Annotated in this window: 9 protein-coding genes; 7 read left to right on the forward strand and 2 right to left on the reverse strand. The window is 68.1% G+C overall.

Annotated features, from left to right (window positions below; genetic code table 11):
• Positions 1-171 precede the first annotated feature (171 nt).
• The 6 genes from SFC76_RS01445 (at position 172) to SFC76_RS01470 (ending at position 9685) form a co-directional block, all read left to right on the forward strand.
• Positions 172-2652 (forward strand): glycoside hydrolase family 9 protein, encoded by a 2481-nt coding sequence (locus tag SFC76_RS01445; protein ID WP_322848050.1) that lies wholly within the window; start codon positions 172-174, stop codon positions 2650-2652.
• Positions 2653-2687: 35 nt separating this feature from the next.
• The gene (locus tag SFC76_RS01450) at positions 2688-4781 is read left to right on the forward strand and encodes a right-handed parallel beta-helix repeat-containing protein (protein ID WP_322847715.1); all 2094 of its coding nucleotides are present in this window, start codon (positions 2688-2690) and stop codon (positions 4779-4781) included.
• Between the two features lie 94 nt (positions 4782-4875).
• Positions 4876-5991, forward strand: a complete 1116-nt coding sequence (locus SFC76_RS01455) for a Gfo/Idh/MocA family oxidoreductase (protein WP_322847716.1) — start codon at positions 4876-4878, stop codon at positions 5989-5991.
• Positions 5992-6086: 95 nt separating this feature from the next.
• Positions 6087-8393, forward strand: coding sequence for a GH92 family glycosyl hydrolase (locus tag SFC76_RS01460; protein WP_322847717.1), 2307 nt, complete (start codon positions 6087-6089; stop codon positions 8391-8393).
• A gap of 111 nt (positions 8394-8504) precedes the next feature.
• Entirely contained in the window at positions 8505-8972 is a 468-nt protein-coding gene (locus tag SFC76_RS01465) for a sterol desaturase family protein (protein WP_322847718.1), read from the forward strand.
• On the forward strand, positions 8969-9685 hold the full coding sequence (locus SFC76_RS01470) for a fatty acid desaturase (RefSeq protein ID WP_322847719.1): 717 nt from the start codon (positions 8969-8971) through the stop codon (positions 9683-9685). Before SFC76_RS01465 ends, SFC76_RS01470 begins: the two co-directional genes overlap by 4 nt.
• 11 nt (positions 9686-9696) lie before the next feature.
• Here SFC76_RS01470 and SFC76_RS01475 read toward each other — a convergent pair whose 3' ends face one another.
• Positions 9697-10284, reverse strand: a complete 588-nt coding sequence (locus tag SFC76_RS01475; RefSeq protein ID WP_322847720.1) for a TetR/AcrR family transcriptional regulator — start codon at positions 10282-10284, stop codon at positions 9697-9699.
• Positions 10285-10435: 151 nt separating this feature from the next.
• Here SFC76_RS01475 and SFC76_RS01480 point away from each other — a divergent pair, with 151 nt between their 5' ends.
• A complete protein-coding gene (locus SFC76_RS01480) occupies positions 10436-11452 on the forward strand; it encodes an NADP-dependent oxidoreductase (protein WP_322847721.1) in 1017 nt (338 codons plus the stop codon).
• Positions 11453-11466: 14 nt separating this feature from the next.
• On the opposite strand, the gene SFC76_RS01485 is transcribed toward SFC76_RS01480, so the two are convergent.
• Positions 11467-12348, reverse strand: coding sequence for a VacJ family lipoprotein (locus tag SFC76_RS01485; protein ID WP_322847722.1), 882 nt, complete (start codon positions 12346-12348; stop codon positions 11467-11469).
• Between the last annotated feature and the right edge of the window lie 24 nt (positions 12349-12372).

Here is a 12372-nt window from a genome sequence, read left to right on the forward strand (position 1 = left end):
TTCGAAAGTCCATTGCCAGCGCATCCCGGCGCCGCGCGAAACGCGCCGGTGTTTTTCTCCACCGGCGCATTGCCGGATGGTAGCGCTATCGATAACGTGTGGAAAAACAGCGACATAACGATCCGCCGGCACAAGACCGGCTCGACACCTGGAGGGATGCTTGTGGCACGAATGATTTGGAACGCCTTGCTCGGTTCGGCGAGTATCGGCGTCATCGCCGGCGCGGTGCATGCGCAATCGCTGACCGTCACGCCGTCCGAGACGCTGGAGACGCAGGGGCTGACCGTCATCGTCGATCAGAACCACTTCAGCCCGATCTTCTTCGACGAGAAGAACGCCGGCATCCAGATGGTGCTGCATGGCGAGCGGATCGCGACCGACGGCGCGGTGCGGCTGGATCGCACGCCCGAGCAATGGGCGCCGGTCCCCGCCTTCGTCGGCCGGACGCGCGGCAGCGAGCCCAACCAATTGGTGGTACGCTCCGCCTACGCGCAGCAGAAGCTGTCCTATAGCGTCAAGGTCACCGCCGAGCCCGGCGGCTTCCGCATCGCGGTCGATCTCGATCAGCCGCTGCCGGCCAGCCTCGCCGGCAAGGCGGGGTTCAACCTCGATTTCCTGCCGACCGCCTATTTCGGCAAGACCTATCTGGTCGATGCCGCGCCGGGGCTGTTCCCGCGCCACCCGACCGGCCCGATGGCGAAGGACGGTTCGGGTGACCCGCTACCGCTCGGGAGCGCTACCAAGACGATCACGCTCGCGCCCGAGGATCCGCTGACGCGGGTCAGCATCACCTCCGACACCGGGCCGATCGATCTGTACGATGCGCGGGCGCGAGCTCAGAATGGCTGGTTCGTCGTCCGATCGCTGATCGCCACGGGCGCGAAGGAGAATGCGGTCGTCTGGCACGTCCGGCCGAACGTGGTGAAGAACTGGACGCGTCAGCCGGTCGTCTCGTTCAACCAGGCCGGCTATACGCCCGGGCGGCCCAAGGTCGCGCTGATCGAGCTCGATCCCAATTTCAAGGCGCCGGCCGAGGCGGAACTGGTCCGGCTGACCGCCGACGGCGGCAAGCAATCGGTGCTCCGCGCCAAGGTGCAGTCGCGCGGCCACTGGACGCGCTACGATTATGCCGCCTTCGACTTCTCGTCGGTGCGCGAGCCCGGTCTGTATGCGATCAGTTACGCCGGGCAGACGACCAATCCGTTCCGCATCGCCGCCGACACCTATCAGCGGATCTGGCAGACCTCGCTCGACACGTTCATCGCCGAACAGATGGATCACGTCGGCATCCGCGAGCAATATCGCGTCTGGTCGGCGCCCTCGCATCTGGACGACGCGCGACAGGCACCACCCAACATCACCCATTTCGACGGCTACAAGATGGGGCCGAACCTCGATTCGCCGTTCAAGGCGGGTCAGCACATTCCCGGCCTCGCGGTCGGCGGCTGGCAGGATGCCGGCGATTACGACATCCAGACGCCGGAAAATGCGGCGGTGACGCGCGACCTCGTCTGGGCGCGCGAATTGTTCGGTCTCGACTGGGACGAGACGAGCATCGACGAGGCGGCGCGCAAGGTCGAGATCCGCAAGCCCGACGGGGTCGAGGACGCGGTCCAGCAGATCCGTCACGGCACGTTGCAATTGCTCGCGCAATACAAGGTGTTCGGCCACGCGATCGTCGGCATCGTCGATCCGGCGCTGCGCCAATATGCGCATCTCGGCGATGCCGGATCGCAGACCGACAATCGCCTCTACGACGCCAAGCTCGGCGTGGAGGAGATCAAGGGCGGCGCGTCGGGCACGCCCGACGATCGCTGGGCGTTCACCACCGATCTGCCCGCCAACAACCTCGCGGTGGCCGGCGCGCTGTCCGCGGCCAGCCGGGCGCTCGTCGCGAGCGATCCGAAGATGGCGGCGGAGGCGCTCGCCGCCGCCAAGGCGCTGTGGACCAAGCAGCAGGGCGGGGTGGTGAAGGCCGGCGACGGGCGCGACGATTCCTCGTCGCCGCGCTCGGCCGAGGCGGCGAACGTCGTCGCCACCGTCGAGCTGCTGCTGACCAGCCGCGGCGATCGCGTCTATGCCGACCGGCTGCGCCAGTTGCAGCCAGTGATCCGGCAGAACTTCCCCTGGCTCGCCGGCGCGGCGGTCCGCGCCATCCCGTTCATGGGGGCGGACTATCGCGCCGCCCTCGTGCCGCTGGTGCAGGACATGAAGGCGAAGGCGGACGGCGGCATGACCAACAATCCGTTCGGCGTGCCGATCGCCGACGGCACATGGGCGGGCTCCAACCAGGTGGTCAGCTTCGGCACGACCATGTACCTGTTGCACAAGGCCTTCCCGGAGATCGTTGGCACTACCTACACGCTCAACGCGATCGATTACGTGCTCGGGCGGCATCCGGCGAACAATCTGTCGCTGGTCTCGACCGTCGGCACCGCGTCGAAGCTGATCGGCTATGGCCACAATCGCGCCGACTATAGCTTCATCCCCGGCGGGATGGTGCCGGGCGTGCTGATCGTCAAACCCGATTATCCCGAGGCGAAGGTCGACTGGCCGTTCCTGTGGTTCGAGAACGAATATACCGTCAGCACCACCTCCGCCTACATCCTCGCGGCGCGCGCGGCGATGGCGGTGGCGTCGGAGACGCAGTGAGGGCGGGGGCCGGCAACGGATTGGGCAAGGACGGGATGCGGCGGTATCGGGCGCTGACGGTCGCGGTGGTCATCCTCACGGCCATGCCGGCGGGGGCGCAGCTTCCCGCCGGCCCGATACTGCCGCGCGTCGCGCCGCCGGCGAACGCGGCCGGGCCGCACCGGATCGTCATCCCCAACCGGCCAGACCCCGTGCCGATCGTGCTCCACGTCGCGCCGAACGGCACCGACGGGGACGGATCGGCGGCGCGGCCGTTCGCCAGCCTGACGCGTGCGCAGGCCGCGGTGCGGCAGCATAACGGCGATCACGACGTCACCGTGCGGATCGCCGCCGGCACCTATCGGCTGGCGACGCCGCTGCGCTTCACCGCCGACGATGGCGGGCAGAACGGCTTCACCGTCCGCTGGGAGGGGGCGGCGGGCGCCTATCCGATGCTGTCGGGCGGCGTGTTGGTCGGCGGCTGGGGGCTGGCGGATCGCACGCGCGGCATCTGGGTGGCGTCGATCCCACGCGGCAGCGATCCGCTGCAACTCAGCGTCGACGGTCGGCTCGCGCACCGTGCGGCGATCGAAATCCCGCGGGCGGCCGTGACGTTCGCGCCGTGGGGACTGACGATCACCGATCCGGCGTGGCGGACGCTCGCGCAACTGCCCGACCAGCGCCGCATCGCGATCGAGGGGATGAGCTGGTTCACCCACCGCCATGCGATGGTCGAGCGGATCGAGCGCGACCGGATCATCATGCAGCAGCCCGGCTGGCGCAACAATCTGGTCGGCTACGACACGTTCGCGCGGCCGGTGTCGGCGGAGGTGGCGCGCATGTTCCTCGTCAATGCGCTCGCCTTCCTGCGCGAGCCCGGCCAATTCTATGCCGATCCCGCCGCCGGGCGCCTCTATTACAAGCCGCGCGCCGGCGAGGCGATGGACCGGGTCGCGGTCGTGCTGCCGCGGCTCGACCATCTGCTGTCGATCGCCGGCAGCTACGACCGGCCGGTGCGCGACCTGCAGTTCCGCGGGCTGGACTTCCGCGACACGAGCTGGCGGCAACCCGCCGGGCCGGAGGGCTATGCCAGCCAGCAGAGCGGCTCCTATCTTTCCGGCGAGCTGCCCGATTATCCCGCCGATCCCATCCGCGATTGCAGTTGGGGCTGCCGCCCGTTCGAGGCGGTGCGCAACCGCTTCCACCAGCAGCCCGCCGCGGTGCAGGTCGCGGCGGCGAGCCGCATCGTGTTCGACGATGACCGGTTCGCGCAGCTCGGCCAGGTCGCGCTCGGCATCGGCAACAACGCCGACGCCAACGCCGCCGGAATCGGCTTGGGCACGAGCGCGATCGAGGTGACGCGCAGCCGGTTCACCGATCTCGCCGGCGGGGCGATCATGGTCGGCGGCGTCCAGCCCGACGCGCATCATCCCGCCCGGCCCGAGATGGGGCTGCGCGACATTCTGATCCGCAACAACCGGATCAGCGGCGTCTCTCGCGACTATAAGGAGCAGTCGGCGATCCTGGTCACCTATGCGTCGGGCACCGTCATCATGAACAACGACGTGTCCGATGCGCCATATGACGGGATCGACGTCGGCTGGGGCTGGGGGACCAACGATCCCGGCGGCAGCGCCGAATATTGGCGCGGGCAGCGCGGCTATTACGATGCGCCCGGCAACCGCTTCTACGACACGCCGACGACGCTGCGCGACACGGTGATCGTCGGCAACCGCGTGTCGCGGGTGAAGCAATGGTTTCCCGACGGTGGCGCGATCTATCATCTGTCCGCCGATCCCGGCGCGCTGATCGCGGGCAATTACGTGTCCGACATCGCCGGCTCGGGCGGCATCGCCATCTATCTGGACGAGGGGTCGCGCTACGTCACGGTCCGCGGCAACGTCGTCGACCGGGTCGGCGGCGTCTGGCTCAACCTCAATACGCAGGACCATATCGCGCCCAAGCGCACCGCGATGGACAATCGCGCGATCGGCAATTGGTACAATTCCGGCCGGCTGCAAGGCAACTGGACCGACTATCTGAACAACGTCGCCGAGCAGAACGTCGCTGTTGCGGGGGACGCCTGGCCGGAGGCGGCACGCAAGGTGATCGCGGCGAGCGGGGTGCAGCCGGAGCCGTGGGGCCCCTGATCGCCCGGCCGTCGGAGGGATGGTGCGGTGCAACGATCGCAAGGGCGCTTCGTTCGTCCCCGCATCCCCTTTGATCGACTAGAAAGGCCGAAACATGTTCGGACACACCAAGAAGGTGCGCTACGCCGTCGTTGCCGGCGGCCAGATCTCGCAGCAGGCGTTCATGCCGGGCGTTGCGCGCACGAACAATTCCGAGCTGGTGGCGCTGGTCACCGGCGATCCGGTCAAGGCCGACAAGCTCGCCAAACTCTACGGCATCAAGGCATGGACCTACGAGCAATATGCCGAGCTGCTCGCCTCCGGCGAGATCGACGCGGTGTATATCGCGACGCCCAATTTCCTCCACATGCAATATGCCGTGCCGGCGCTGGAGGCGGGTATCCACGTCCTGCTCGAAAAGCCGATGGCGTCGAGCGTCGCGGAGGCCGAGCAGATCCTCGCCGCGCAGAAGACGCGCAATGCCAAGCTGATGATCGCCTATCGCCTGCACCACGAGCCGGGCACGGTCGAGATGATCACCCGCGCGCGCGGCAAGGAATTCGGCGAGCTGCGCAGCTTCGTCTCGGCCTTCGCGCAGAACGTCGCCGAGGCCAATTCGCGCGGCCACAACGGTTATTGGGGCGGGCCGGTGCCGGACATGGGCACCTATCCGCTCAATGCGGTGCGCAACCTGTTCGGGCTCGAGCCGATCGCGGTCTACGCCGTCGGCACCAAGACGCCCGATCGCGGCTTCAACTTCCACGACACGGTCGCGGTGACGCTGCGCTTCCCCGGCGAACGTACCGCGCAATTCACGGTCAGCTACGCCACCGCCTCGTCGGAGTTCTTCGAGCTGATCGGCACCAAGGCGAGCATCTACGCCTCGCCGAGCTTCATGTTCGGCCCGAAGATCGGCATCCGCTACGTCGAGAAGACCAGCGAGGGCAGCAAGACGCACACCTTCGATCCGGTCGAGCAATTCGGCAACGAGACGCAATATTTCTCGGACTGCATCCTCAACGACACGCATCCCGAGGCGGATGGCGAGGAAGGCCTGCTCGACATGCGCGTGCTGGCCGCGGTCGAACGCTCACTCGAAACCGGCGAGACGGTGACGCTTGAGCCGATGACCCGCAGCCGCCATGTCGAGCCAGACCAAGCGCTCACGCTCAAGCCCGCCAAGGAACCCGGCGAGGACGAGATGATCAGCATCATCCCGCAGTCGGCGTAAGCGGGGCGGGGGAGGGCGGGTCGGCAGCGTAGCCTGACCCGCCCGCCGTGCGGACTGGCCTTTCCCCGTCGCGCGACACCTGCTTAACTCGCTGCATGCGCACCGCTTTCCTTCTCGCCCTGCTCGTCTCCGGTCCCGCCTTCGCGCAGCATGCGGGGGCGCCGATCGATGCGGTCGATCCGATGATCGGCACCGCCGGAGAAGGGCATACCTTCCCCGGCGCGACTGCGCCGTTCGGGATGGTGCAGCTCTCGCCCGACACCGATACCGGCTGCGAGATCCGCGCCTGCTACGGCCATGCCGCCGGCTATCGCTACGAGGATCCGACGATCCAGGGCTTCAGCCACACCCATTTCTCGGGCGCAGGCCATTCCGACCTCGGCGACGTGCTGGTCGCGCCGCAGGCGGGGACGGCGCGGCTCGATCCGGGCGATCCCGCGCGGCCCGGCTCGGGCTATCGCTCGCGCTTCGATCATGCCAGCGAGACGGCGCGGCCCGGCTATTATGCGGTGACGCTCGCCGACGGCGGCATCCGCGCCGAACTGACCGCCGGCACCCGCACCGGCGTCCACCGCTACACCTTTCCCGCCGGCACGCCGGCGCATCTGGTCGTCGACCTGCGTTCGTCGCTTTATAATTATCCCGGCAAGATCCTGTGGTCGGGGCTGCATCTGCGTCCCGACGGCACGCTGATCGGCTTTCGCGAGACGCGGGGATGGGCGCCGGGCCGCAAGCTCTATTTCGCGATGCGCTTCTCCGCCCCGCTGACCGGCCATGGCTTCGTCGATCGCGACACCGCGGTGACGTACAAGGGCTTTCAGGGGCCGGGGCGGGGCAGCGAGGCGGTCGCCGAGAAACTCGGCAAGGCACTGGAGGCGCGGCTCGATTTCGGCCCGCTCGCCGCCCCGCTGGAGGTGAAGGTCGCGCTGTCCGGCGTCGACGAAGCCGGCGCGGTCGCCAATCTGGAGGCCGAGGCGGGCGGCTTCGACGCGATCCGCGCACGCACCGCCGCCGCCTGGACGCAGGCGCTCGGCGCGGTCGAGATCGCCGCGCCCGCGCCGATGCGCCGCACCGTCTATACCGCGCTCTACCATGCCCTGCTCGCACCCAGCGTGTGGAGCGATGCCGACGGCCGGTATCGCGGCCCGGACGATCAGGTGCATCGCGCCGACGGCTTCACCTTCCGCTCGACCTTCTCGCTGTGGGATACGTTCCGCGCCGAGCATCCGTTGCTGACCCTGGTGCAGCCGACGCAGACCAGCATCGACGTCGTGCGCTCGCTCGTCGCCAGCCGCCAGTTCAGCCCCGACGGCATCCTGCCGGTATGGCAGTTCGCCGGACGCGAGACCTGGACGATGATCGGCTATCACGCCGCGCCGGTGATCGCGGACGCCTATCTGAAGGGCATCCGCGGTTTCGACGCCGATGCCGCGCTCGACGCGATGGTCGCGAGCGCAGATTATGCGCCCTATGGCGGGCTCGGCGACTATATGGCGCGCGGCTATGTGCCGATCGACAAGGAGCCCGAGGCCGCGTCGAAAACGGTCGAATATGCCTATGACGACTGGACGATCGCGCGGATGGCGCGGGCGATGGGGCGCGACGCGATCGCTGCCCGGTTCGAGAAACGCGCCGCAAACTGGCGCAACAGCTTCGACGCCCGGTCCGGCTGGCTGCGCGCGCGCCTGTCGAGCGGCGCGTTCCGCACCCCCTTCGATCCCACCGCGATCAACTATGGTTCGGATTATACCGAGGGCAATGCCTGGCAATATAGCTGGTTCATGCCGCAGGATCAGGCCGGCCTGTTCCGCGTGCTCGGCGGCGATGCGAAGGCGATTGCCAAGCTCGATGCGATGTTCGACTATGACAATTCGAAGCTCGACTATGGCCATGCCGAGGATATCGCCGGGCTGATCGGACAATATATCCACGGCAACGAACCCAGCCACCACGTCGCCTATCTCTACGATTATGCCGGGGCGCCGTGGCGGACGCAGGAGCGGCTCGCGCAGATCGTCGCGTCGCAATACAAGCCCACGCCCGACGGTCTGGCGGGCAACGACGATCTCGGCCAGATGTCGGCATGGCTCGTCTTCACCGCGCTCGGCTTCTATCCGGTCGCGCCGGGGTCGAACGAATATGTCATCGGCCGGCCGTTCGTCGATCGCGCGACGCTCAACCTGCCCGACGGCAAGCGCTTCGTCGTCGTCGCCGACGGCCTGTCGGCGACCAATCGTTATATCGCCGCGGTGACGCTGAACGGCACGCCGCTGGCGCGCAGCTATCTGCGCGACGCGGAAGTGCGTGCCGGCGGCGAATTGCGCTTCACAATGGCGGCGGTTCCGAACACGCGCTGGGCGACGGCGCGGGCGGCGCGGCCCTTCTCGATGTCCGCGCGATGACCGCAGGGTGCGCCGAACCGCCACTACAGCCTTGTTTGACCGCGGTTATGGCATAGATACTCAAGACGTCGTCCTCCCCGAGTGATGGCTCGGACGCGATAGGAGTAGGCGGTGGCCTGGTACGAGAAGCTGGCCGTGGTTGTCGGCATGGTGCTGTTCATGGAATGCTTCGCCTGGGCGACGCACAAATATGTCATGCACGGCTGGGGCTGGGGCTGGCATCGCTCGCACCATGAGCCGCACGACGGCGCGTTCGAGAAGAACGACCTGTACGCGATCACCTTCGCGGTGATCGTCGTCACGTTGTTCGTCGTCGGCCTGCGCTGGGAGCCTTTGTGGTGGGCGGCGCTGGGCATCACCGTCTATGGCGGCATCTACGCCTTCGTCCACGACATGATGGTCCACCAGCGCTTCGGCATGCGCTGGGTGCCGCGGCGCGGCTATTCCAAGCGGCTGTTGCAGGCGCACCGGCTGCACCATGCGGTGAAGGGCAAGGAGGGCGGCGTCAGCTTCGGTTTCCTGTTGGCACCCAATCCGGCGAAGCTGAAGCGCAAGCTCGCCGATCGCGTCGGGCGATGAGCCCGGATCGGGGCTCGACGCGCTTCAGCCTGCTGCTCGCGGCCGCGATCGGCGCGGCGTGGCTCGCCATCCATATCGGCGGCATCTTCTTCTGGCAGTGGCAGGTCGCGACGGCGCCGGTCGCGTTGCTGCTGATCGTCGTGCAGGCGTGGCTGAGCACCGGCCTGTTCATCGTCGCGCACGATTGCATGCACGGCTCGTTCGCGCCGGGGCGTCGGGCGTGGAACGCGGTGGTCGGGACGCTGTGCCTCGGCGCCTATGCCGGCCTGTCCTATCGCGCGCTTTATCCGATGCATCACGCGCATCACGCCGCGCCCGGCACCGAACACGATCCCGATTTCCATGCCGCCGCGCCGCGCCGCGCGCTGCCATGGTTCGTCCATTTCTTCCGCGGCTATTACACGCACGGCCAGATCCTGCGGATCACGCTGGCGGCGGTCGTCTACATGCTGCTCGGCGCGCCGCTGCTCAACATCGTGCTGTTCTGGGCGGTGCCGGCCGTGCTCGCGCTGGCGCAATTGTTCCTGTTCGGCACCTATCTGCCCCACCGTCACGGCGAGACGCCGTTCGCGGACACGCATAACGCGCGCAGCAACTCGCTGTCGCCGCTCGCCTCGCTGGCGACCTGCTTCCACTTCGGCGCCTATCACCACGAACATCACCTCAGCCCGCAGACCCCGTGGTGGCAGCTCCCGCGCATCAAGCGCGGCTGACCGACGAAGGGCTAACCGGTCGGCAGGCCGACGAGCCGGAAGCCATGATCGACGATGCGGCGGGCGAGCGCCGCGCTGCCGCCATATCGGCCGGCGTCGAGGATCACGCCATGCAGTGCGTTGAACAGGAAGACGGCGGTGAACCGCGGGTCTTCGAGCCGCCACGCCCCCGCCGCGTCGCCGGCGGCGAGTAATTGCGTCAGACCGTCGATCAGCGGATTGTCGGCAAGACCGGCGTGGGTCGGCGGCGGCACGTCGTGGAACACCATGTCATGCAGCGAGGCGAACGTCGCATAGCCCTGCGCGCAAGCGGTCAGCCAGGCGGCGAGCCGGCCACGCCAGTCATCCCCGGCGACGCGATCGACTGCGCTGGTGATGATGCCGCCGACCCGCTCGGCGAACCGCAGGCGCAACGCCGCGACGACATCCTCCTTGGCGGTGAAATGCAGATAGAAGCTGCCCTTCGCGACGCCCGCCCCCGACGTGATCTGCTCGATCGTCGTCGCAGCGACGCCGTGTTCGAGGAACAGGCGCTCGGCAGCGTTCATCAGATCGTCGCGGCGTTCGTCGGCGGGCTTGGTTCGGGGTTTGCTCGGCACGTCGGGTCCCATGATGCTACTGGCTAGCATCCCTGCCGCGAAAACACCGGCAGGAGAAGAGTACCGAGTGTTGACTGACCACCAGTCATAACGGTATGAGCGTGATCGTCGGGCGCGTCGTCGATCGCGCCGGTGATCGAGGGAGCCGCGAATGACCAGCATGCCGATGTGCCGCCAGGTGCGCCTCGCGCGCCATCCGGACACGATGATCCAGCCGTCCGACCTCGTGATCGCCGAAGCGCCTCTGCCAACGCCGGGTCCCGACGATATCGTCGTGCGCAACCGCTGGTTCCGCATTTCGATCTCGACGCGCCTGATGGCCGATCGCGATGCCCAGGCGGTCGAGGGGATACCGTTCCCCGCGCTCGCCCCCGGCGATGCGCTGGCGGACGGCGCGATCGGCCAGGTGCTCGCCTGTCCGCCGGACAGCGGGCTCGCGGTCGGCGACTTCGTCTCGCACCCGTTCGGCTGGCGCGACCATGCCGTCGTGCCGGTCGGGCAATGCGTGGCGCTGGGACGCGGACCGATCGAGCCGGCGGCCTGTCTCGGCCATGGCTGGACGGCCTATGCGGCGCTGACTCGCGGTATTCAGGTCCGCCCCGGCGATACCGTCTTCGTATCGAGCGCCGCCGGTGCGATCGGATCGATGGCCGGCCAGATCGCCCGGCGGCTCGGCGCCGCACGGGTGATCGGCAGCACCGGTAGCCGCGACAAAGCGGACTGGATGCTCGCCGAGCTCGGCTATGATGCGGCGGTGCTGCGGCGCGGCGCGCCGGTCGCCGAGCAATTGGCGGACGCGGCGCCGGACGGCATCGATGTCTTCGTCGACATGGTGGGGGGCGAGCAACTCGTCGCCGCGGTCGGGGCGGCGCGCGAGGGCGCGCGCTTCGTGCTGCTCGGCGCATTGACCGCCGAGTTGGACCGGCAGGGCGCCAGCATCGTCGCCCCCGCGGCGCTCGACTCGTTCCAGCTCATCCTCAAGGACATCACGATGCGCGGCTATAGTGCCGATCGCGACATCGCCGCCTTCGCCGAATGGATCGCGTGGCAGCGCGACGCCGGGCTCCACTTCGCCCGGACGATGGTGGCGGGGTTGGACGATGCGCCGCACGCGCTGCACGATGCCTGCGAGGGGCGGATGCGCAGCGTCGTCATCGTCGCGCTATAGACGGGCCGTCCGGCTTACGGCGCCGTCTTCACCTCGCGGCCGCGTTCGTCGATCGGCGCCTTGGGGGCCTCGGACATCGGGCTCGAACTGCCGGTGCCGCGGCCGCGGAGATGGTCGATCTCCGCCTGTCGACGCTGCAGGTAGAAGGTGCGGGTGTTGGCATAGGGATCGGCGGCATCTTCGTGCAGCGTACGCAACGTATCGTCGAACTCCGAACGGTGATCGAGCACGCCGAGCACCGCGGCGGGGATGACGAATGCCGGCCTGGTCACGCGGCGGCCGGCGGCGATCGGCAGGACGAGCCGGTCGACACCGCCGCCGATCAGGTCGCGTACCGTCGTCGGGCCGACCAGCGGCAGGAACATGAACGGGCCGGGCGGCACGCCGTAGAAACCGAGCGTATCGGCGAAGCCGTTGCCGCGGCGGGGGAGTTTGAAGGGCTTGCGCTTGGCGATGTCGAAGGCGCCGAGAAGTCCGATCGTCGTGTTGATCCCGAAGCGGCCCACCGTCTCGACCGCCTTGCCGATCTTGTGCTGCAGCAGGAAATTGACGAACACCACCGGCTCGCGCAGATTGTAGAGCACGTTGTGGACGCCGTCGCGGAACGGCTTGGGCGCGGTCTTCTTATAGGCGCGCGCGATCGGTGCGACGAGCGCCTTGTCGACCGCCTCCGTCGCCTCGAACGAGCGTTCGTTGAGCGCACGCAGCGGATCGATCTTGGCGGAATTCTCGCGTGCGGTGACGACGATGTCGGCAGAGTCGGTGATCGTCGGTTCGACGCGGCGGGTATCCTGTCCCGGTTCGGCCGGGACCACCGGCATGACGGGATCGGCGGGCAGCGGCGCGATCAACGGCGTCGTGACGGGATCGGCGGGTAATTGCGACTCTTGGATCACCGGTGCGGAAGCAAGCGCCGATAC

Source organism: Sphingomonas sp. CD22, assembly GCF_034556155.1.
In the GTDB taxonomy this organism is placed as follows: Bacteria; Pseudomonadota; Alphaproteobacteria; order Sphingomonadales; family Sphingomonadaceae; genus Sphingomonas.